Here is a 21,360-nt window from a genome sequence, read left to right on the forward strand (position 1 = left end):
CCTCTATTCCAGCCAGCTTGGGGCAGCGTCCGGCCGGGCACGGCAGACGTCCTGGGCCCGGTCACTTCTTCACACGTACGGTCTTGGTCGACCGGGTCTCGAGGGTCATCGAGTCGGCCTCGCTCACGTTCCTACGGAACCGAACCGTACCCTCCTTCGGGTCGACCACGTCGACCACCTTCTGCAGCAGCTTGAACGTGCCCTCGTTGCCGGTCGCGTGGGCGATCCGGACGGCGGCGCCGAGCTTCGCGGTGGCGCGGTCCACGTCCCCCGCCCGGTGCGCCTCGAGGCCCTCCTGGATGGACGAGGCCAGTTCCGCCTGCCCGGTGTAGTGGGCGACCTGCGGGCTGATCCGGGTGGAGGAGGCCAGGTCGTCCGTCCAGACCGCCTTGACCAGGCCCTGGGTCAGCACCTCGGGCGCCCCTCCGGCGGTGGCGACGGGCAGCACCAGGCTGATCCGGGCGGCGAGCATCTCGTTGCCGACGGCGGCGGCCGGGACCTCCACGCAGACGTGGTAGTCGCGGCTCTCGTCGCCCCAGGAGCCGGTGGGGTAGTCGCCGGCCCGCGGACCGGCCTCGGCGCGGCGGCCGGTGAGGTCCTCCACCGCGGGGGCGACCTGCTTGACGAACCTGACCACCGCGTTGGCCGGCGTCCAGATCCGCAGCGCGACGTCGGCCACCTGCTTGCCCATCGCGCCGGCCATCATCGTGCGGAAGTCCTCGGCCAGGCCGGACGGTTCGGCGACGATGTCGACGGTGCCGAGCAGCGCGGAGGAGATCTTGCGCAGCTCGTCGACCTTCCAGTCGGTGCCCACGCCCCGGCAGTCGGCGGTGAAGTGGCCGGAGGCGCGCTCGACGGCGCGGTCCAGCTCGACGGCGGACTCGTGCTCGTTGTTGCCGTCGGTGAGCAGGATGGCGTGTCGGATGGCGATGTCGCGGCGGGTCAGGAAGAGCTTGTCGGCCTTGGCCAGCCAGGTGCCCATGGCGGTGCCGCCGGCCGCGCTGAGGCGGCGCAGCGACTCCTTGGCCTGGCTGCGGGTGGCGTCCGAGGCGACCGCGAGGGTGCCGTCGCCGGGGTAGATGTCCCGGGCCTCGTGGGTGCCGGCCACCACGGCGAAGGCGACCCCGTCGCGGACGGTGTCGATCGCGGCGGCGGTGGCCTCCCGGGCGCCGCGCATCTTGCTGGCCGGGTAGTCCATCGAGCCGGAGCAGTCGACCATGATCACCACGGCGGCGTCCTGGGCGCCCGCGTCCCGCGCGGAGTCCGACACCCCCAGCGGACGGCCGCCGGACGTGCCGCCGCCGGTCGCGGTGACGGTGACGATGGCGTTCACCTCGCGGGCGCCGTCCGCGAGGAACTCGTTCTGGAAGATGTCCACGTCGAACCTGGGCAGGTTCGGCTTCGCCAGTGTTGCCATGGGCCGGTGGCTCCCGTCGGGTGTCGGTAGGTGCGGGCGGTCGGTGGGTTGGCGCGGTTCGGTCGGGCGACCGGTCGGCGGACCGGTCGGCCAGTCGGTCGGAGGTTCGGCCGGTCAGCGGGTCGGCGGGTGCGGCGGCTGGGGCGGCAGCGGGGGTACCGGGGGCGCCGCGGGCGGGGCCGGGGGCAGCGGTGCGGCGGCCGAGCCGATCACCGGCAGGTCCGGCAGGGTCGGCGCGTGGTCCTCGTCCTCGTCCTCGTACCCGGCGGCCCGGACCACCGGGAGGTCGAGCGCGGTCGCCGTCCGGGCGTCGTCGGCCCCGGCCGCCCCGCCCGGCGCGGCCGGCGGGTCGATCGGCAGCACGGCGACGGTGATGTTGTCGTGCCCGCCGGCCGCGACCGCGAACTTCACCAGGGACTGCGCCGCCGCGAGCGGTTCGGTCCGGGCGTCGGCGCGCACGTAGTACGCCAGGTCGGTGGCGGCCTCGGCGTAGTTCCACAGGCCGTCGGTGCAGACCAGCAGGACCCCGGGGACGTGCGGGGTGAAGTCCAGGGTGTGCGGGACGACCTCCTCGGCGTCCGCGCCGAGCCAGCCGGTGATGGCGTGGGCGCGCGGGTCCGCGTACGCCTCGGCCTCGCCCATCAGTCCGGCCTCGACCATCCGGGCGGCCCAGGAGTCGTCCTGGGTGAGCCGGAACGGCTCGGCGGAGACCCGGTCGTCCGGGATCCAGTACGCCCGGGTGTCGCCGACCCAGCCGATGGTGACCCGGCCGCCGGAGGCGATGGCGCTGACGAAGGTGCAGGCGGGCGCGTTGAGGTCGGGCCGGGCGGGGCCTGCGCCGGCCGCGGCCAGCCGGGCCACCGCGAGGGCGGCGTCGGCGACCGCCTGGCGCATCGCCAGGTCGGGGTCGCGGCCCGCCTCCAGGGCGGTCAGCAGGGACTCGGACGCGGCGTCGACCGCGGTCTCGGAGGCCTGGTCGGGCCGGTCCGAGGAGGAGACGCCGTCGCAGACCACGGCCACCACGACCGGCTCGCCGCCGGGCAGCGAGGTGGCGGCGACGGTGAAGAAGTCCTCGTTGCGGTGGTGGCGCACACCGCGGTCGCTGACCCCGGCGACGCCCGCGAGGGACTTCTCCATGTGGTCGCGGGGCCGCGGCTGGGCGTGGCCGCAGGCCTCGCAGTAGCCGTCGGCGGTGACCAGCGGCACCCCGCAGTGGAAGCAGCCGGGCCCGCCCTGGGCCGTTCCGGCCGGTACCCCGGCGGACTGGGCGGGCACGGTGGCCGGGTGGCCCGCGCCGGGCCCGGCGGGGTCCTGGGCGGCGGACCAGCTCGCGGGCATCGCGCCCGGGGCCGGCCGGCCGTCCCGGTTCGACCCGCAGAAGCCGCAGTACACGTCCTCCGGGTCCAGCGGCTTGGAACAGCTCGGGCACACGGTCTGCTGCGGCATTGCTACACCCACGTCCTGGGGCGGGCACGGTTGGCCCGCTCCACCATCTCGATCCTGGTCTCGGCCCGGTCGGCCAACCGGGCGAGTACCCGGTAGGACTGCTCCAACGCGAGCCGTAGTTCCCGCTCGACGGCCGGCCGTCCGAGCACGCTGACCGTACCGGTCGCGCGGGCCAGGCCGGTCTCGCCGGGCGAGCCGGCCGTCACCCAGCCGAGCGCCGCGCCGAGCACCTCGACGGAGAGCTCCTCGCGGCGGCGGTCGTCCAGGCGCAGCGCGGTGAGCTGCTCGGATCCGGCGCCGAGGTCGGTGCCGAGCGGGTCGGTGGAGGGCCGCTCGCGCAGCCGGGCCCGGATGGCGGCGATCCGGGCGGCGGTGAACTGGCTGGAGGTGGCGGGCACCGACTCCAGGACCCGGACGGCGCCGGACCGGTCGCCGTCGGCGAGGAGCACCCGGGCCAGGCCGAAGGCCGCGCTGAGGTACGCCTGGTCGGTGGTCCACACCAGGCGGTAGAACTCGGTCGCGTCGCCGCCGTCGCCGAGCAGTTCGGCGCAGATGGCGAGGGCGAGCTTCGGGGCGCTCTCGCCGGGGAAGGCGTCGTAGACGGCGTCGAAGGCCTCGGCGGCGGCGCGCAGCCGCTCCTCGGCGGGGCCCTCGCCCCCGGACTCGGCGCCTCCGGACTCGGCGGTCCCGGACTCGGCGGTCCCGGCGGCCCGGGGCCTGCCGGGGGAGTCGACCAGGGCGGTGAGGCCGCGGTACCAGACCACCCGCCAGTCGTCCGGGTGGTCCTTCTCCAGGGCGCTCAACGTCCGGTCGGCGTCGGCGCGGGCGCGGAGTTCGAGGTGGGCGCGCAGTTCGCGCAGCCGCCGCTCGATGGAGTCGGTCGGCGCGCCGGCCAGCGCGGTGAGCGCCTCCGCCGGGTCGGCGGCGAGCAGGGTGGCCAGGAAGCCCGCGTTCGGGTCGGCCGGGTCGACCCGGGGGACGGGCAGGGCGAGGGCGGCGGCCACCGGGTCCAGGTCGGCCACCCGCAGCTCGCCGCGGCGGACCGTCGGGAGGACCAGTTCGGTGTCGACCACGCGCAGTTCCGGGCCGAAGAGGGTGGAGAGGGCGGGGCGGGGCTGGCGGTCCTGCAGTGCCAGCACCTCGCGCAGCACGCCGGTGAGCTGGTCGGCCATCTCCTCGGCGGAGCCGAAGCGGCGGGCCGGGTCCGGGTCGGTGGCGCGGACCAGGAACCGGTAGTACGACTCGAACTCGGCGAAGGCCGGCACCGACTCCGGTCCGGGCAGGGTGTCGCGGTAGGTGGTGCTGTAGCCCTGGAAGTCGAAGGTGAGCACCGCCAGGGTGCGGGCCACGGTGTAGAGGTCGGAGGCGGGGGAGGGCCCGTCGGTGGCGATCTCCGGGGCCTGGTAGCCGATGGTGCCGTAGATCGGCCCGTCGTCGTCGAGGTGGCGGACGGCGCCCATGTCGATGACCTTGAGCGTGTCCCCGCTCTGGATCACGTTGTCGATCTTGAAGTCGCAGTAGACCAGGCCCCGGCCGTGCAGGTACCCGAGGGCGGGCAGCGCCTCCAGCGCGTACGCGATCGCCTGCTCGACCGGCAGCGGCTCGCGCCGGCCATCCGGGGTGCGGCGCTCGTTGGCGATGTCCTTGAGCGACTTGCCGCCGACGTACTCCATCACGATGTAGCCGTCGGTGGCGCCGGTGCGCAGGTCAGGGTGCTCGGCGAAGTTGATGATGCGGACGATGTTCGGGTGGTCCACCTCGGCGAGGAAGCGGCGCTCGGCGACGGCGACCGCGAGCGCGTCCTCGTCCCCGGTGTCCAGCAGGCCCTTCAGCACCACCCACTTGTCGTTGACCCGCCGGTCCACCGCCAGGTAGATCCAGCCGAGGCCGCCGTGCGCCAGGCAGCCCACCACCTCGTACTGCCCGCCGACCAGGTCCCCCCGGCGCAGCTTGGGCGTGAACGAGTACGGCGTGCCGCACTTGGTGCAGAAGCCGTCCGGGCGCCCGGGCTGGTCGTTCTTCGAGCGGCCCACCGGGGCCTCGCACCTGGAGCAGTACCGCTTGCGCTCCGGCACCTCCGGGTTGGCCAGGACGGCCGCCGCCGGATCCGCCGCGGGGACGGTCGGGACGGTCACCAGGCCGGCGCCGATGCGGTTGCGGGCGCCCGCGGTGGCGCTGGCCCGGCTGCTGCGCACGGACACCGAACGGCCGCTGCCGGTCCGGGTGGAGCGGTGCGAGCGGGAGCGGCCGGACATCGAGCGGGCGGAGCCGGTGCGGGTCGAGCGCGCCGAGTCCGGGGCGACCCGGGCGGAGGGCACGTACGGCTGGGTGATGCCGGTGTCGCCGCCGGGCGCGGTGAGGCCGCACTCGTCGCAGTAGCCGTCCGCGTCGATCGTGCCGGTGCAGTCGCGCGGGCACGGCGAGCCGGGGCCCGCGGCGACCGCGACGGCTGAGCCGGTGGCCTTGCCGGACCCGGTGGTACCGGACCCGGTGGTCTTGCCGGAGGTGGTGGCGGCGGCCGGCGCCGAACCCGCCGGTGCCAGCCCGCAGTCGGTGCAGTAGCCGTCCGCGTCGATCGTCCCGCCGGTGCAGTCCGGCTGTACGCATGCCTCGCCCATGAACCTCAGCCCCCCAGTCCGTGTTCCAGTGCCTGACCGTCCACCGGCCCGCCGCCGGGCGGCCCGCTCTGCGCGGGCCGCAGCGACTGCTGGAAGCGGGCCACCGCGCCGGCCGCCGCCCGCAGGTCGCAGGGCGCGCTCCAGAGCAGCCAGCGGGCCTTCTCGTACCGTTCGAGTACTTCCGGGTCCTCGGCCACCCGCAGCCGGGCGGCCATCGCCTTGTACGCGTCCAACCGCCCGCGCAGTTCGGCCCGGACGGCCAGCGGCTGGGTCACCTCGGTCAGCGCCTGCCGGGCCCGGGCCAGCTCCTTGGCGGCCGCGTCCTCCAGCGCGTCCAGCAGCGGCGCCAGCCGGTACCACTGGCCGCTCTGGCGCAACTCCAGTGCCACCACGATCCGTTCGCGCAGCGCCGAGGCGGGCCCCGGTACCGCGGGCACCTCGGTCGCGGCTATCTTCGCCAGCACCTCGCCGCGCGCCCGGCGGGCCTCCGCCAGGGTGGCGTCGGCCCGTTGCAGCAGATCGCCGACGCCCTGCAGCCGCTCCTCGGCGTCGTCGCGCAGCCGCAGCATGCTCTCCAGCTCCAGCCGGATGCCGTCCAGCGCCCGCCCGGCCCGGTTGAAGCGCTCGGTGTCGACCACCCCGGAGGGCGTGGCCAGCGCGGTGCCGTCCGGGCGGGTGCCGCGCTGGGCGGGCACCCGGGCCGGGCGCCAGAGGGCCAGCGGGTCGCTGCGCACCTCGGCCCGCAGGTCGCTCAGTTCGGCGTCCAGTGCGACCAGGTCGTCGCCGAGCGGGTGGGCGCCCTCGCGCACGCCCAGCGAGCCGGCCAGGGTCTGCACCCGGCGCAGCTCGGCGAGCAGCAGGTCGATCCGGGCGGGCAGCGCCGACCAGACGGCGTCGGCGGCGCTCACCACCTCCAGCACGGTGGCGTACCAGGCGTTCATCCGGGCCATCAGGTCGTCCAGGCTGACCCGTTCGACCAGCTTGGCGGGCGCGCCGAGCAGCTGCGGGCCGTCCGGCAGGGCGCCGCCGGGCACGGTGACGGCGGGGCCGGTCAGCAGCTCGCTGAGCTCGGCGAGTTCGGGGCCGCCGGGCTTGGCCTTGCGGGCGCGGACGGCCCGGGCCGAGGCCAGCGCCTCCGAGTAGCGGTCGAAGAGCGCCCAGAGCAGCGGCAGGCCCTGCCCGGCGACGGTCCAGCGCTCCTCGGTGCGGCCGGTCAGCCCGGCGCCGTCGAGCAGCCGCAGCCCGGGGTGGTCCTGGAGCGAGAGCAGCGCGGACTCGACCGCGTCGCGCTCCGCGCCGAGGCGCGCCAACGCGCGGTCCACCTCCTCCCGGCTCAGTACCGGGCCCGCAGATGCCGCCAACGCCGTCTCCCTCTCGCTGTTTCGCTGTCCTGCCGTCGTCCTGCCGTCGTCCTGCGTCGATTGCCGCCGTCCGGGTCGACCCGTCCCGACCCTAGCGGGTGCCCGGCGGCCCGGTCCGGGCCCGGCCGCCGGGGGTCGGTCATGAGCCGGTCACGGGTGCCCGCCGGCCGGTCAGGGCTGCACCGGCCAGTAGTGGTCGGCGTCGTTCAGCATGTACGGCTTGAGCCAGCGGTCGTAGCCGGCCCGCCAGGCGCCGCTCGCGTAGTAGTCGGCGAGCACCTTGTTCACCCGGGCCGTCAGATCGGTGTCGTTCCTGCGCATCGCGATGCCGATGACGGCCGGCCGGACCTCGCCGTCCACCACCCGGACGGTCTGGTCCTGGGCGGCCTGGCTGGCCGCGAGCCCGTCGTCGGTCATGGTCGCGTCGATCTTGCCGAGCTGCATCAGCACCAGGCAGTCCAGGTGGTTCTCCACCGTGACGATCTTCCCGACCTTCGGCCGGAGCTTCAGCTCGTCCTCCGCCGAGGAGCTCGACGCGGCGCAGACGGTCTTGCCGTCCACCGCCTCGTCGATGGTCGTGGCGGGGGAGGACCTCGGCACCACCACCCGCTGACTGGTGGTGAAGTACGGCTTGGAGAAGGCGACCTGCTCCAGCCGGTCGCAGGTGATGGTCATGGTCCGGACGATCAGGTCGACCCGGCCCTCCTGGATGAACTTGATCCGCTCGGCGGTCGGCACCGCCTTGAGGGTCACCTTCTCCGGGTCGCCCATGATCGCGGTGCCGATCGCCTTGGCGAGGTCGATGTCGAAGCCCTCGATGGTGCCGGTGTTCGGGTTGCGCGCCCCCCAGCGGAAACTGTTCTGGTCCACGCCGATCACCAGGCTGCGCTTGGCCTTGATCGCCTTGACGGCCGGGCCGTCCTCGGTGCTCGGCGGCACGCTCCGGTACACGTCGCAGTCGGTGGCGGCCTGCTCCTGCAGCGCTCGTACCGCCTGCCCGGGCACGGCCGCGGGCAGGACGGCGCCCTGCGGGCCGCCGGCGCCGAGCACCGCCGCGCAGGACGCCAGCAGTGCCACGGCGGCCACCGAACGGGCCCGTACGGTCCCCTTGCGCATCATGCTGCCTCCCCCTCTACCGGTACTCGGCCAGGCGCCGGCCGAGGCCGCGCACCGCCGCGGCGGCCGCCGCCAGGGCCAGCACCGCGACCGCCACGGCGGCGGTGCGCAAGTCCCCGTCGGTGCCCTTCGCCGCTTCCTGGAACTTCTTCAGCTCGATGTCGGCGGCCTTCGCCAACTGCTGGTCGGTCGTGTTGAAGAAGGCGTCGGCGCTCGTCGGCACGTTCGCCTCCTTGACCGTCACGGTGGCGTCCAGCGCGCCCTGGTAGTCCGCCTCGACGTTCTCCAGCTTGCTCGCGGCCGCGTGCCGGTCGCGCCACTGCTGGTACTGCCGCTGGGCGTCCTCGATCCGGGGCTGCGCCTCGGGCGGCGCCAGCAGCAGCGCCTCCGGCAGCGTGCCACCGCTGCTGCGGTCCACCGGCGCGTCGGTGCGGGACAGGTGCTCGGTGGTCTTCGCCCAGAGGTCCGCGTACTTGGTGCTGGACCCTCGCGCGACGAAGTGCAGGTTCTCCGCGAGACGGGCGGTCAGGACGTCCACCCGGGCCTGGTTGAGGGCCCGCAGCGGGGCCGCGCCCCGGTGCTCGCTGTCCTGCAGTGCGCCGCGTGCGCCGAGCCCGGCCACGGTGAGCCAGAGCACCCCGGCCAGTACCGCGGCCGTCGCGCCCAGCAGCCCGATGTTGAACACCCGGTTGGTGCGCCGGAACAGGCCCAGCTGGACCCAGACCAGCGCACCCAGGGTCAGCAGGCCCAACCCGTAGGCCGCCCACGGCACCGCCTCGGCCGCGGCGTAGTCGTCCGCCAGCTGCTTGTTCTCGGCGGCGGTCAGTGCGCCGGCGGCCGGCAGCAGCACGGTGCGCATCTGCTCGGAGGCGTACCGCAGGTAGGCGCCGCCGAGCGGGTAGCCCTGCCGGTTGTCCGCCCGTGCGCTCTCCACCAGCCCGGCGTAGACCGGCACCTGCTGGTTGAGGGTGGCGAGCCAGCCCTGGGCGGGGGAGGAGGCGGTGGTGCGCGCCGCGGCCTCGGCGATCAGCCGGGAGGCCGTCGCAAGGTCCGTCTCGTACCGCTGCCGGACGGCCTTCGGTTCGGCGCCCGCGAGCAGGAAGCCGGTGGCCGCGGTGGTGTCCGCGTCGGCGAGGGAGCGGTGGATCTCGGCGGCCGCCTGGCTCAGCGGCTGGCTGTACTCGACCACCTGCCGGGCCGCCTGCGCCCGGGATTCGACCTGCCACGCGGTGAGCGCGCCGAATGACACGGTGAGCACCGCGAGCAGCGCCCCGGCCAGCCGCAGCCGCCCGGGCGCGGTCCGCGCGGCCCGGCCCAGGCGGGCGCGCAGGCCGGCGGCCCCGGCGACCGCCGCGGCGCCGTGCCGGACCGCGGCCGGGCCGCCCGGCCGCACCGGCACCGCCGTGCCCGACCCCTCCGTACGTACTGGTGTCGCCACCCGCCCCACCCTCCCCTGTGGCCGCCCCGTCATCCGGGTCCGGCCGTTGCCAGCAGTATGGCCGTCACTCCCCGCGGCCACACCCGAGTTGCGCCGATCTTGAGCATTCGTGAGCGGGGCCGGCGCCGGTCCGTGCGGTGCCCGGACCGTCCCCCGTCGTCCCCGTCGTGCGTGCCGCGCTGGTCCGTGCCGTGCCGTTCTGCGGTGCCGTGCCCTGCCGTGCCGCCGTGCCGTGCCGCGCCGTTCCACAGTGCCGAGCGGTGCCCCCGCCGACCGCCGCGGTGAACGCCGTCGCGGTCCGCTGCCCGGCCGTTGCGCGCGGGCGACGACCGGGTCGACGCGGGATGCACCCTATGCGGTTCCCCCGACAGGTCGGAGCCGCGGGGTCCGCTTGTGTGCATCCCGGGCATCCGGGGTGTGCTCCGTACCATGAGCGGTATGCGACTGCTTGGAACGATCTCCGCCGACCGCCCGCTGCTCGTCGTCGCCGTCCGGGAGGAGGCGGCGTACCTCGGCGAGGAACTGCCGGTCCTGCTCACCGGCATCGGCAAGATCAACGCCGCGGCGGCGCTGGCCACCGTGCTGGCCGGCGGCCGGCACCCGTCCGAGGTGGTCAACCTCGGCACCGCCGGCGCCCTGCGCCCGGGCTGGGCCGGCACCCACACCGTCACCCAGGTGATCCAGCACGACATCGACACCCCCGCGCTGTTCGCGCTCACCGGCCGCACCTACGGCGCGCCGCTGGTCGTCGGCAAGGGCGACGGACCGGTGCTGGCCACCGGCGACCTCTTCGTCTCCGACGCGGCCGCCCGCGACCGCCTCGCCGAGCACGCCGACCTGGTCGACATGGAGGGCTACGCCGTCGCCGCCGTCGCCCACCGGGCCGGGCTGCCCGTCCGGCTGATCAAGCACGTCAGCGACGAGGCCGGCGACGGGGCCGGGCACACCTGGCGCGAGTCGGTCGACGACTGCGCCCGCCACCTCGCCGACTGGCTCCGCGACCAGAAGTGGTGACGCCGCGTCAGATGGCCGCCGCCTGACCGGTTCCGACCCGCAGACGGGGGCCTGAAGACAGGCCCTAGTCTGGCGCACATGACCGACAGCACCGAAGCGCGCAAGCGCGGCGACGTCCGCCCGCCCGGGATCAACGCCGACGAGCAGACCACCCTGCTGACCTTCCTCGACTACCTGCGCGAGGCCGTCATCGGCAAGGTCGCCGGCCTCTCCGACGAGGAGGCCGGGCGGCCGGGCGTCGCCTCCGGCACCAGCCTGCTCTGGCTGGTCCGCCACCTCACCGCCGTCGAGCTCAACTGGTTCCGCTGGGCCTACCGGGGCGAGGACGTCGACCTCCAGGACGACGACGCGCCCGCGACCGGCGACGAGACGGTCGAGGAGGCGATCGCCGCCTACCGCGCGGCGATCGCCCGCGCCAACGAGGTCGCCGCCGCCGCGGCCGGTGCTCTCGACCGCCCGGGCGTCCGCTCGCTGCGCCCCAACGCCGAGGCGCCGTCGATGCGTTGGCTGCTGGTCCACATGATCGAGGAGACCGGCCGGCACGCCGGTCACGCCGACATCATCCGCGAGCAGCTGGACGGCGCCGTCGGCCGTTAGCAGGCCCTGCCGACCGGGCCGCTGACGGTGGATGGAATACTCCCCCGCGCAGAACCCGACGCCGTCACGGCGGCGTCGGGTGTTCATTTCACAGGGGGAACCAAACGTTCATGTCTACGTCGCGTAGAACCAAGCGCCGTGTCCACGCCGTCCTCGGGGCGTCCGCGCTCGCGCTGACCATGCTCGCCACCACCTCGGCCTGTGGGCCGGACAACAGCGCGGGCGATGCCGCGGACGCCGTCGGCGCCGCGGCCGGCGCGCTGCCGACCAACCTCGACGACCTGAAGAAGTGGAGCTTCGAGGACTGGGAGAAGTGGGCGAAGGACTACGCCATCCCGGCCGCCGCCAAGGGCTACTGGGACTTGGAGAAGCTCCTCAGCGCCAAGCCGGTCGAGGTCGCCGCGCCGCCGCAGAAGCCGGGCGGCGGCCAGCCGCCGGCCACCCAGGCCCCGGCCTCGCAGCCGCCCGCCACGCAGGCCCCGGCGAGCAAGCCGCCGGCCGGGCAGTCGTCGGCGCCCGTCAAGCCGTCGAACACCCAGCAGCCGGCCTCCCAGCCCCCGGCGCACCAGCCGACGCAGGCCCCGGCCTCGCAGCCGCCCGCCACCCAGGCCCCGGCGAGCCAGCCCCCGGCCACGCAGGCCCCGGCCACGCAGGCTCCGGCCACCCAGGCCCCGGCGACCCAGGCCCCCAAGCAGCCCGGCGACAACGGCAACGACCCGCTGCCGAGCACCATCAACGCGCAGGCCGTGCCGCACCCGTACACCAAGTTCGCCTGGGAGGGGAAGCTCTTCTTCGACGACCCGGGCACCCAGCCCGGCAAGACCGGCGGCTCGCGCCACGTGTGCTCCGGCACCGTGGTGTCCGACCCCGCGCACCCCGGTAAGAGCAACCTGGTCTGGACGGCCGGCCACTGCGTCCACCAGGGCAAGGGCGGCAACTTCTACGCCAACTTCGAGTTCATCCCGAACTTCAACAGCAACGGCTCGGTGAGCGGCCGCAAGCAGGCCGAGCAGGCGCAGTACGCGCCGTTCGGCCAGTGGAACGGCGTGCAGGCCTTCACCTCGCCGGTCTGGAAGGCCGAGGGCGGCGAGACGGGCTCGCCCGCCACGCACTACGACTTCGCGCTGCTGCGGGTGAAGCCGGAGACCGACGGCGGCAAGTCGCTGGAGGAGACGGTCGGCGGTTCGATCCAGCCCTGGTTCAACGCCCCGCGCGAGCAGCTGAGCATCACCGAGTACGGCTACCCGGCGGCGCCCCCGTTCGACGGCATGGAGCTGAACCGCTGCGAGAGCGGCAAGCCGACCCGGCTCTCCTTCGAGCCGACCCGGCCGTCGATGCTCGCCATCGGCTGCACCATGACGGGCGGTTCCAGCGGCGGCGGTTGGCTGACCACCAAGGACGGCAAGCCCGCCCTGGTCAGCAACGTCTCGATCGGCCAGCACGACCAGGAGCCGCGCTTCCAGGCAGGCCCGTACCTGGACGACGTGGCCGCCGGTATGTACAACTTCGCGACCAAGAAGGGCTGACCGCCCCTCGCCCGACGGCGGCCCCGCACCCGTGCACCGGGTGCGGGGCCGCCGTGCGTCGGTGGGCGCGCGGCCTGGGCATCCCCCGGGGGTCGGTCATCTCGCGCTGGTGGCACCCGTGTTGCGGCACAGTGCACGGCTCGCCCGGTTCGGGCCGAAGTCGGGTTCTAGAATAGATTTTCAGTTATCGGTAGCGCTACGATCTGCCGCCATGACGTCGACGAAGCGACCCGGCCATGTCCGCTAAGCAGCAGCGGGGCGAAGCCACCGTGGAGCGCCTGCTGACCGCCGCCCTGCAGGTGTACGCCGAGTCGGGCCGACCGGGGTTCACCGTCAGTGCGGTCGGCAAGGCCAGCGGGGTCAGCCTCGGCAGCCTGTACCACCACTTCGGCAGCTTCGACGGACTCGCCGCCGCCCTCTACACCCGCTGCCTGGAGCAGCTCTTCGACGAGATGATCACCTCGGTGCGCCGGACCAGGACCGCCCGCACCGCCGTGCGCGCCCTCGTCCAGGCCTATCTGCGCTTCACCCGGGAGCAGCACGACGCCGCGCTCTTCCTGCACGCCTCCACCAACTCCGGCTACCTCGCCACCCACACCGAGGAGATCCGGGACGCCAGGGCGGCCAAACTGGGCAGCCTGGCGGCCCTGTTGCGGCCGCGGATCGAGTCCGGGGAGATCGCGCCCGTGCCGGAGCCGATGCTGGAGGTGCTGCTGCTCGGGCCGGTCGCCGAGACGGCCCGCCGCTGGCTGTCCGGCGGGTACGACATCGACCTCGCCGAGGCCTCGCGGGTGCTGCCCGAGCGGATCTGGCGGGCCCTGCGACCGGACGGCGACCACGGCGGCCAGGCACGCGGTCCGGTACGCCCCTAGAGCGTGCTGACGACGGCCGGCTGCCCGGCCCGCGCGCCGGCCACCACGTCCTCGGTGGTGACGACCTTCGCGAAGCGCATCGCGTGCAGCACCGCGGCCGTGGCCCGGGCGAGTTCGGCGGCCGGTACGGTCACCCCGTCGGGGCCGGTCATGTCGAAGGTGTGCATCGCATCGACCGGGAACACCGCGTCGTACCCGAGGTTGCCCGCCATCCGCGCGGTGGTCTCGTTGCACACGTTGGTCATGATCCCGACGATCACCACCTGCCGCGCGCCGCGCTGCTGCAGCCAGGCGTGCAGGTCGGGCGTGCCGTAGAAGGCGCTGTTCACCGGCTTGGTGATGTGCAGGTCCGCGGGGACGGCCGCCACCGCGTCCTTCAGCTCGAACCCCGCCGTCCCCGGCACCAGCGGCCCGACCTGGGAGGCGTGCTGCACCACCACGATCGGCCGCCCGGTGGCCTGCCACACGTCGGTCAGCTCCGCGATCCGCAGCTCGGCTTCGGGGTTGTCCCGGGTGCCCCAGAACTCGTAGTCCTCGAAGCCCTTCTGGACGTCGATCACGACGAGGACGGCGTCGGCGTCGATGGTCAGCGGGGCGTCGAATGCACTGGTGTTGCTCATGGGTCCATCCTGCGGCGGGCCGAGGTGGGCCGGTGATGGGCCGCGGCGCCACCCATCGATAGATTTCCGCCATGCGGACTGTGGGATGCCTGATCTTCGACGGGGTACGGCCGTTCGACTACGCCGTGATCGGCGAGGTGTGGGCGAACCGGGCCATACGGCCCGGCGTACCGCGGTTCGAGCTGCGGGTCTGCGGGCCGCAGGGGGCCAGGGTGCGGCTCGGCGGCGGCCTGGAGCGGACGCCGGACTTCGGACTGGACGGACTGCTGGAGTGCGACCTGGTCGTGGTGCCCGGCGTGGAGAACCCCGGTGAGCCGCGCGATCCAGCCGTCCTGGCGGCGCTGCGCGCCGTGCACGAGCAGGGCGTGCCGATCGCCTCGCTCTGCGCGGGCGCGTTCGTGCTCGCCGAGGCGGGCCTGCTGGACGGCCGTACGGCCACCACCCACTGGGCGGTCGCCGACGAACTCGCGCGCCGCCACCCGGCGGTGGACGTCCACCCGGAGGTGCTGTTCACCGGCGGGGGAGACCTCTGGACCTCCGCCGGGGTGGCCGCCGGGATCGACCTCTGCCTGCACCTGGTGCGCCTCGCCCACGGCCAGCACGCCGCCGCCACGATCGCCCGCGCCATGGTCACCGCGCCCTTCCGGGCCGGCGGCCAGGCCCAGTTCATCCCGTCCCCCGTCCCGGAGGACACCGGCGGCGGGGACGACCCGCTGGCCCGCGCCCGGGCCGGGATCCTGGCCGCCCTGGACACCCCGTGGACGGTCCGCCGGATGGCCGCGCTGGCCCTGATGTCCGAGCGCTCCTTCGCCCGCCGCTTCGCCGCCGCCACCGGCACCACCCCGCTGCGCTGGCTGCTGGAGCAGCGCGTCCTCGCCGCCCAGCGGCTGCTGGAGGAGACCGACCTCCCGGTCGACGCCGTCGCCGTCCGCTGCGGCTTCGGCTCGGCGGTCTCGCTGCGCCCCGCCTTCACGGCCCGGGTGGGGGTGGCCCCGCGCGAGTACCGCCGGACCTTCCGGGGCCGGGAGCCTTCGGACTCGGCCCCGTAGGAGCTCAGAGGGGCTCAGAACCAGGTGCCGAGCCACAGCCTGGCGCGCCATTCGGCGTACGGGATGGTCTGCCCGGTGTAGATCGGAAAGAAGTGGGCGAAGTTCCAGCCGATCAGCAGGACGAGCACCGCTGCCGCCACCACGCCCCGGACGCGGCGCCGCCGGCCCGCCCCCGGCGGCCCCGCCAGGGCTCCCAGCATCATCGTCACGGCCAGGCTCAGGTACGGCACGAAGACGACCGCGTAGAAGGAGAAGATCGTGCGGTCCTGGTACAGGAACCAGGGCAGGTAGCCGGCCCCCACCCCGCACAGCACGGCGCCGGAGCGCCAGTCGCGCCGCAGCGCCCACCGGTAGAGCAGGTACACCAGCGCGCAACAGGCCGACCACCACAGGAGCGGGGTCCCCAGGGCGAGGATCGTCTGCGCGCAGGGGGCCGTGGTGTGGCAGCCGGCCGTGCCGGGCTCCGCCTGCGTGTAGTGGAACAGCACGGGACGGCCGAGGACCAGCCAGCTCCACGGGTTCGACTCGTACGAGTGGGGCGACTGCAGCCCCACGTTGAACTGGTACACCCCGTACTCGTAGTGCCAGAGGCTGCGGAGCGGCGCCGGAACCCACGACCAGGTGCCGCCGCGGCCGTCCGCCCAGTGCCGCCCGTACGCCTGGTCGGACAGGAACCAGCCGGTCCAGGTCGCCAGATACGTCAGGGCGGCGACCGCGGCGAGGGCCAGGGCCGACCAGGCGTCCCTGCGCAGGACCGCGCGGTAGGGGCGGTGCGCGCCCGCGGTACGGCGGGCGCCGGCGTCCCACAGCAGGGTGAGCAGGAGGAAGAAGGCCAGGAAGTACAGGCCGTTCCACTTGACCGAGGCCGACAGCCCGAGGAAGAGCCCGGCCGCGAGCCGCCAGGGCCGCAGACCCGTCCCGGCGCGGTCGCCGGGGTGCCCGCCCGGCTGGGCCCGGCCAGCCCGGTCGGCCCCGTCGGCCGGCAGGGCGGCCGCGAGCCGGGCCCGGGTGCGGTCCCGGTCGAGGAGCAGCGAACCGAACGCGGCCAGCGCGAAGACCATCACGAAGAGGTCGAGCAGCGCGGTGCGGCTCATCACGAAGTGCAGGCCGTCCACCGCCATCAGCGCTCCGGCCAGGCAGCCCAGCAGGGTGGAACGGAACAGGCGGCGTCCGATGCGGCAGAGCATCAGCACCGACAGGGTGCCCAGCGCCGCCGTCATGAAGCGCCAGCCGAACGGGGTGAGGCCGAACATCCACTCGCCGAGGGCGATCACCCACTTGCCGGTCGGCGGGTGCGCGACGAAGGCCCCGGTGTCGGACAGCGGGATCACCTGGGGGCTGCCGAGGATCTGCGGGTCGGCGACCAGGTGGTCCGGCCAGTTGCCCTCGTAGCCGAGCCGCAGCATCGACCAGGCGTCCTTGGCGTAGTACGTCTCGTCGAACACGACCGCCCGCGGGCTGCCCAGCTGCCGGAAGCGCAGCAGCCCGGCGAGGAGGGTGACCAGCAGCGGCCCGCCCCAGCCGGACCAGCGCGCCAGCCGGTGCAGCGCCGCGGGGGACAGCCCGAAGGTGTACCGCAGCCGCGAGCCGGGTTCGGGGAGCGGCGCCACCAGGGGCTCGTGCACGGAGGGCTGCGGGCGCGTGGCGTACCCGGCGCGCAGCAGCTGCCGCGCCCAGGGCGTCGGCCGGGGGTCGGCCTCCTTCGGCGGCAGGCAGGCGGTGGCGGTCGGGTTCTCGGGTATCACGAAGGGGGCCTTCTGCTCGGGGAGGGCGGGACGAGCGGTGATCGGCGGGCGGAGGTGGTCCTCAGCGGCCGGGGCCGCCGGTACCGGTCCGGGTGGCCGGGATCCGGCCCGGCCCCGTGACCTGCCCGGTGACCTGCCCGGGCGTCGACAGGCGGTGCGGCGCCGGCGCCCCCGCCGGCGCCCCCTCGACGGGGGAGGCCGGGCGGCCCGGGGACGTCATCGTCACCGACTCGGCGGAGACGAGCGGACGGGGCTCGGGGCCGGGAGACCCGCCCCGGGAGTACGAGCCCGCCAGGACCAGCAGCGCGGCACAGAGCCCGGCGGTCAGCACCGACCCGGCGACCGTCCACGCCGTCCGGACCCGCTGCCGGGCGCGCACACCGGCGCGCAGCCGCGCCCGGTGGCGGTCCTCGTAGGGCGCGTCCTCCAGCCCGTCGCGCATCATGCGCACCAGCTCCTGCTCGAAGCGGTCCATGGCTCCCCTCCTCACTCGACCGGACTGACCGTCTGGGCCAGCAACTGCCGCAACCGCGCGACGCCGCGGGCCGTGAGCGACCGGGCGGTACCCAGCGGGCACCCCAGCACCTCCGCGACCTGCCCCTCGGGCAGGTCCTGGTAGTAGCGCAGCACCACCGCGGCCCGCTGCCGCGCCGGAAGCAGCGCCAGCACGGCCTCCAGGCTGGTCCGTTCGTCCACGGCGGCGGCCTCGTCCGCCGACCCGGGCGGCTCGGGCAGTCGGCCGACGGGCTGCTCGCCCCACCAGCGGCGCTGCGCCGAGCGGGCCGCGGCCCGGGCCAGGATCCTGCGCACATACGCCTCGGGCGCCTGCCCGGCCACCCGCGGCCAGGCGAACCACAGCTTGACGAGCGCCTCCTGCAGCAGGTCCTCGGCCCGGTGGCGGTCCCCGCCGGTGAGCAGCCGCGCCAGGTGGAGCAGCGCCGACCAGCGAGCCGCCACGAAGCGGTCGAACTCGTCGGCCCGCAACTGCCCCGTCAACCCCGGTCCCTCGCCTCCCCGCCGAGCATGCCGGCCCCTTGCGCGAAGCCGAGGGCGGCGCACGCGTCATCAACCGCGTGTGCCGCCGCACGACCGCGTCCCTGTACCCCTGATCAAGACGCTGGACCCCGCGCCGCTATGCACCCGGCCCCTGTGGCCTGGGTCACATCGGGTCGGGGCGTCCCGCCCGGCAGGGTCGGACAGCGCCTGGTGTCGCGGCGGGCCCGGGACGGCCCGATGTGGCATCGCGGCACAACGGCGCCTGGTTCGAATGGTGTTGACGGATTATCGGCATGCCCGTCGGGCGTGCGGAGTATCGTCGCGACTCCTTCGCCACAGGTGGGAGACCAGGATGTTCCAAGAAGCCCGCAGACCCGACCGTGCCGTCCAGCTCGCCAAGAGCCTGGACGCCGTCCTCCGCGGCCTGACCGCCGAACAGCGCGCCTTCGCGCAGCGCCCGAAGCACGTGGGGCCCGCGCCGGTCCTCGACGACGACCAGAGCCGCGCCGAGCTGATGCTCATCTCCGGGCTCGCCGAACGCGCGATCGTCGAACTCCAGCAGGGGAACCCGCTCAACGACGACGACCTCCCCGACCGCCAGCGCGTCGCCCTCACGGCCCTGGTCGCGGAGATCCGCCGACTGACCGCCGGGCACGAACGCCGACAGGGCCGGGACGCCATGCGGCTCGTCCTCGCCTGGCTCGGCGGTGAAGGCGGCGAATCGGGGGAGGCGCTCCGCGACCTGCGGGAGCGGCTGCGGGCCCGACTCAAGGAGCAGGCCTCGGCCGACGTCGCCGCCCAACCGGCCCCGGTGCAGCAGCAGGCGCAGGCGCCCGCCACCAACCAGGAGGTGCTCAGCGGGCTCCTGCGCGACATCATCGGGCATCAGGCCCCGGGCGGTGACCAGGCGAAGGTCAAGTCGATCCTGGTGATCGACGGCGTGGCCTACCGGGGCAAGAACGGCGGGGCGGTGTCGGCCGTCACCGAGGCTCTCATCACGAGGCTGGTGACGTCGGTGGAGGACTGGACCCTCACCGGCTGCGCCGAGGTCCACGCCCTGGACGCCTTCGTGACGAGTCGGAACTACACCTCCGCGAGCGACGTGGTGAAGGACTTCACCGGGGTGAACCGCGTCACCGTCCCGCCGGCCCCCGCGCAGCGGATGGTCAAGGGCGCGGTGATCGCCGCGATGGACGCGCGCGGCTACCCCACCCGGGCCTGGGAGAAGCGGCTGCCCTGCGAGCACTGCCGGCAGTGGCTCGCCACGCTGCGCATCACCCCCGACACCAGGGGGGTCCTCAGCTAGGCGCCGCCCCGCCCTTGCCCGGATCTCCCGCCTCCGCGGAAGTTCGTGGAGGGTGTCGACCAGGTCGCTCAGGGCCCGGTGAACCTTTCCGCCCGGAACGCCGACTGTCCTGGTGACGCGCGAGCGACGTGAGGCGGGGAGGCGCGGTGGGCGAGGAACGGCGCGACGGGCTGCTGGTGGTGCGCTGCCGGCTCGGGGAGCGGGAGGCGTTCCACGAACTGGTGCGCCTCTGGCACGACCCACTGTGGCGCTATGTGCGGGGCATGGTGGGCTCCCCGCATGTTGCGGACGACCTTGCCCAGGAGGCGTGGGTCGCCGTGGTGCGCGGGCTGCCGCGCCTGCGGGAGCCGGAGCGGTTCGCCGTGTGGCTGTTCACCATCGCCCGGCGCACCGTGACCGATCATCTGCGCCGGCTGTACCGGGCGCCGCAGACCACAGACATGGAGCCGGACGACATCGCTGCCGCCGACGGCCTCGGCGACGTCCTGACCGCGCTGGAGATCGAAGCCGGTCTGAGCGGGCTGCCGCCGCTGGAACGCGAGGTGCTGATCCTCTTTCACTTGGAGGACCTACCGCTGTCCACCTGTGCGGAGGTGCTCGGCGTGCCGCCGGGCACGGTCAAGAGCAGGCTGCACCGCGCGCGCCGCATGCTGCGGGACGTCCTGGTGGAGAGGGGATACGGGGCATGAGCGAGTACCACGACGCGGCGCGCCGGGCTGTGCCGAAGGAACTGGAGCGTGCGCTGGAGGCAGAGGTCTCCCTGCGCTCCCGGATGCGGCACGTGGCGGTGGGGCTCGGGGGTTGCTGCAGTGCGGCGTTGGTCACCGTCTTGTGGGTGACCGAGCCGCACCCGCTTCCCGCCCGCACCCAGGCCGCCTTCGCCGGGCTGATCGCGGTCGGTCTTGCCTGGGCCGCCTTCACCGGGTGGGTCCTGAGCCGCCGACGGCCGCTGTTCGCCCGGGACCAGGTGCTGGGCGCCCGACTCGCGCTCGCGGTCAGTGCGGGCACCTGCGCCGTCGGCACCACCCTGGCCGCGACCCGCGGCACCACGGCCGAGACCTTGGCCACCGCCCTGGCCGGCGGCGTCCTCATCGCGGTGGCAGGACTGCTGCTGGCACGGGCACACGCCCGACGCCGCGCACTGCTGCGCTTGCGGGACACCCTGCGGGAAGGCGCCGACTGAGCACCGCACACCCGAATCGAACCACGCCGAACCGAGCAGACATCGATCACCAAGGAGACGCCGTGAACAACAAGATCGCCCCCATCGGTCCGCTGGCCGTCGTTCTCCGCCGCCTCGGTGCCGGGAACCGGACCGTCGTCATCGTCGCGGCCCTGGTGTGCACCGCACTGCTGGTCGGGGTCGGCCTGCTGTTGGCGTGACCAGCGGCACCAGGTACCGGACAGGGCTTAGTAGTCGGTCGGCGGCCGGAGCACGAGGTCGGCCACCACCGGCCACAGGGCGTCCGTGGTGGCGATGGTCAGGAAGCCGCTGCCGCAGGGGATCTGGGCGCCGACGCAGCCGTCCGAGGTGATCGCCTCGACGGTGGTGACCGCCCCGGCCACGGAGATCTCGACGCTGCGGTGGCCGGGTGTGAAGGCGTCCCGGAACGGATCCGGGTCCCGGCGGCCCGAGTTGGAGAGGAAGACGCGGAGTTCGCCCTCGGCGGTGGAGGAGACCCGCACGTGGTGGCTCTCCGGCACGGGCCGGGAGGTCTGCACGACGGCGACGAGCTCCCGGTCGGCGTGGTAGTTGAGGTCGAGGCAGCACAGGAACCCGTCCGAGCGCTGCTGTCCGAACAGCGTGAGCCACTCGGTCGGCGCGTCCCGCACCTCGGCGATCGGCTCCCCGTACTCCTCGGCCAGCTCCCGCGGGGTCGGGATCCTGAATTCGCGCGGGCCGTTACTGCGGAACATTGGTACCCCCAAGTGTCGTCCGTACGAACGGTCTTGGTGCAGTACACCATGGACTCGCGGCCCGGCGGCGGGGGCGGGGGGGGGGGGCGGGGGGGGGGCCCGCGGGGGGGGGGGGGGGGGGGGCGGGGGGCGCGGGGGGGGGGGGGGGGGGGGGGGGGGGGGGGGGGGGGCGCCCGCGGGGGGGGGGGGGGGGGCCGGGGGGCCGCGGCCCCCGCGGGGGGGGGGGGGGGGGGGGGGGGGGGGGGTGGGGGGCGGGGGGGGGGGGCGGGGGGCTTGGGGGGGGGGGGGTGGTGGGGGGGGGTGGGGGGGCCGCCGCGTTTCG

General features: G+C 74.7%; 20 protein-coding genes. 9 read left to right on the top strand and 11 right to left on the bottom strand.

Annotation, left to right across the window (positions count from 1 at the left end; genetic code table 11):
• Nucleotides 1-61 precede the first annotated feature (61 nt).
• From ACIGZJ_RS35270 to ACIGZJ_RS35295, 6 genes are all read right to left on the bottom strand, one after another.
• A complete protein-coding gene (locus ACIGZJ_RS35270; protein ID WP_392935635.1) occupies nucleotides 62-1,417 on the bottom strand; it encodes a VWA domain-containing protein in 1,356 nt (451 codons plus the stop codon).
• Nucleotides 1,418-1,531: 114 nt separating this feature from the next.
• On the bottom strand, nucleotides 1,532-2,863 hold the full coding sequence (locus ACIGZJ_RS35275) for a PP2C family protein-serine/threonine phosphatase (RefSeq protein WP_396461110.1): 1,332 nt from the start codon (nucleotides 2,861-2,863) through the stop codon (nucleotides 1,532-1,534).
• A 2-nt stretch (nucleotides 2,864-2,865) separates the two neighbouring features.
• Entirely contained in the window at nucleotides 2,866-5,481 is a 2,616-nt protein-coding gene (locus ACIGZJ_RS35280; protein WP_396461111.1) for a tetratricopeptide repeat protein, read from the bottom strand.
• A gap of 5 nt (nucleotides 5,482-5,486) precedes the next feature.
• Nucleotides 5,487-6,842, bottom strand: coding sequence for a hypothetical protein (locus ACIGZJ_RS35285; protein ID WP_396461112.1), 1,356 nt, complete (start codon nucleotides 6,840-6,842; stop codon nucleotides 5,487-5,489).
• Nucleotides 6,843-7,013: 171 nt separating this feature from the next.
• A complete protein-coding gene (locus tag ACIGZJ_RS35290; protein WP_396461113.1) occupies nucleotides 7,014-7,961 on the bottom strand; it encodes a glutamate ABC transporter substrate-binding protein in 948 nt (315 codons plus the stop codon).
• A 13-nt stretch (nucleotides 7,962-7,974) separates the two neighbouring features.
• Nucleotides 7,975-9,396, bottom strand: coding sequence for a hypothetical protein (locus tag ACIGZJ_RS35295; RefSeq protein ID WP_396461114.1), 1,422 nt, complete (start codon nucleotides 9,394-9,396; stop codon nucleotides 7,975-7,977).
• Nucleotides 9,397-9,834: 438 nt separating this feature from the next.
• On the opposite strand from ACIGZJ_RS35295, the gene ACIGZJ_RS35300 reads away from it, so the two are divergent.
• The 4 genes from ACIGZJ_RS35300 (at nucleotide 9,835) to ACIGZJ_RS35315 (ending at nucleotide 13,405) form a co-directional block, all read left to right on the top strand.
• Nucleotides 9,835-10,410: a nucleosidase gene (locus tag ACIGZJ_RS35300; protein ID WP_396461115.1), complete on the top strand. Its 576-nt coding sequence runs from the start codon at nucleotides 9,835-9,837 to the stop codon at nucleotides 10,408-10,410.
• 78 nt (nucleotides 10,411-10,488) lie between these two features.
• Nucleotides 10,489-11,007: a DinB family protein gene (locus ACIGZJ_RS35305; protein WP_396461116.1), complete on the top strand. Its 519-nt coding sequence runs from the start codon at nucleotides 10,489-10,491 to the stop codon at nucleotides 11,005-11,007.
• 110 nt (nucleotides 11,008-11,117) lie between these two features.
• Entirely contained in the window at nucleotides 11,118-12,533 is a 1,416-nt protein-coding gene (locus tag ACIGZJ_RS35310) for a hypothetical protein (protein WP_396461117.1), read from the top strand.
• A 236-nt stretch (nucleotides 12,534-12,769) separates the two neighbouring features.
• On the top strand, nucleotides 12,770-13,405 hold the full coding sequence (locus ACIGZJ_RS35315; RefSeq protein ID WP_396461118.1) for a TetR/AcrR family transcriptional regulator: 636 nt from the start codon (nucleotides 12,770-12,772) through the stop codon (nucleotides 13,403-13,405).
• Here the strand turns inward: ACIGZJ_RS35315 and ACIGZJ_RS35320 are convergent.
• Nucleotides 13,402-14,025 carry a cysteine hydrolase family protein gene (locus ACIGZJ_RS35320; protein WP_396461119.1) on the bottom strand — a complete coding sequence of 208 codons (624 nt, stop codon included), beginning with the start codon at nucleotides 14,023-14,025 and terminating at the stop codon, nucleotides 13,402-13,404. The genes ACIGZJ_RS35315 and ACIGZJ_RS35320 overlap by 4 nt on opposite strands.
• 71 nt (nucleotides 14,026-14,096) lie before the next feature.
• Between ACIGZJ_RS35320 and ACIGZJ_RS35325 the strand changes: the two genes are divergently transcribed.
• On the top strand, nucleotides 14,097-15,074 hold the full coding sequence (locus ACIGZJ_RS35325; protein WP_396461120.1) for a GlxA family transcriptional regulator: 978 nt from the start codon (nucleotides 14,097-14,099) through the stop codon (nucleotides 15,072-15,074).
• A 14-nt stretch (nucleotides 15,075-15,088) separates the two neighbouring features.
• Here the strand turns inward: ACIGZJ_RS35325 and ACIGZJ_RS35330 are convergent, their stop codons facing one another.
• The 3 genes from ACIGZJ_RS35330 to ACIGZJ_RS35340 all read right to left on the bottom strand — a co-directional run bounded on the left by ACIGZJ_RS35330 (nucleotide 15,089) and on the right by ACIGZJ_RS35340 (nucleotide 17,815).
• On the bottom strand, nucleotides 15,089-16,819 hold the full coding sequence (locus ACIGZJ_RS35330) for a dolichyl-phosphate-mannose--protein mannosyltransferase (RefSeq protein WP_396461121.1): 1,731 nt from the start codon (nucleotides 16,817-16,819) through the stop codon (nucleotides 15,089-15,091).
• Nucleotides 16,820-16,880: 61 nt separating this feature from the next.
• On the bottom strand, nucleotides 16,881-17,294 hold the full coding sequence (locus ACIGZJ_RS35335) for a hypothetical protein (RefSeq protein WP_396461122.1): 414 nt from the start codon (nucleotides 17,292-17,294) through the stop codon (nucleotides 16,881-16,883).
• 11 nt (nucleotides 17,295-17,305) lie between these two features.
• Complete coding sequence (locus ACIGZJ_RS35340; protein ID WP_396461123.1) at nucleotides 17,306-17,815, bottom strand: SigE family RNA polymerase sigma factor; 510 nt, start codon at nucleotides 17,813-17,815, stop codon at nucleotides 17,306-17,308.
• Between the two features lie 352 nt (nucleotides 17,816-18,167).
• Here ACIGZJ_RS35340 and ACIGZJ_RS35345 point away from each other — a divergent pair, with 352 nt between their 5' ends.
• From ACIGZJ_RS35345 to ACIGZJ_RS35360, 4 genes are all read left to right on the top strand, one after another.
• Nucleotides 18,168-19,121 carry a hypothetical protein gene (locus ACIGZJ_RS35345; RefSeq protein WP_396461124.1) on the top strand — a complete coding sequence of 318 codons (954 nt, stop codon included), beginning with the start codon at nucleotides 18,168-18,170 and terminating at the stop codon, nucleotides 19,119-19,121.
• Between the two features lie 146 nt (nucleotides 19,122-19,267).
• Nucleotides 19,268-19,810 (top strand): RNA polymerase sigma factor, encoded by a 543-nt coding sequence (locus ACIGZJ_RS35350; RefSeq protein ID WP_396461125.1) that lies wholly within the window; start codon nucleotides 19,268-19,270, stop codon nucleotides 19,808-19,810.
• Nucleotides 19,807-20,304, top strand: a complete 498-nt coding sequence (locus tag ACIGZJ_RS35355) for a transmembrane transport protein (RefSeq protein ID WP_396461126.1) — start codon at nucleotides 19,807-19,809, stop codon at nucleotides 20,302-20,304. The genes ACIGZJ_RS35350 and ACIGZJ_RS35355 overlap by 4 nt, the downstream gene beginning before the upstream one ends.
• A gap of 62 nt (nucleotides 20,305-20,366) precedes the next feature.
• A complete protein-coding gene (locus ACIGZJ_RS35360; protein ID WP_396461127.1) occupies nucleotides 20,367-20,504 on the top strand; it encodes a hypothetical protein in 138 nt (45 codons plus the stop codon).
• Between the two features lie 27 nt (nucleotides 20,505-20,531).
• Here ACIGZJ_RS35360 and ACIGZJ_RS35365 read toward each other — a convergent pair whose 3' ends face one another.
• Nucleotides 20,532-21,038: a hypothetical protein gene (locus ACIGZJ_RS35365; protein WP_396461128.1), complete on the bottom strand. Its 507-nt coding sequence runs from the start codon at nucleotides 21,036-21,038 to the stop codon at nucleotides 20,532-20,534.
• Nucleotides 21,039-21,360: the final 322 nt, after the last annotated feature.

Origin of the sequence: Kitasatospora sp. NPDC052868, from assembly GCF_044547105.1 — a bacterium.
GTDB lineage: Bacteria > Actinomycetota > Actinomycetes > Streptomycetales > Streptomycetaceae > Kitasatospora.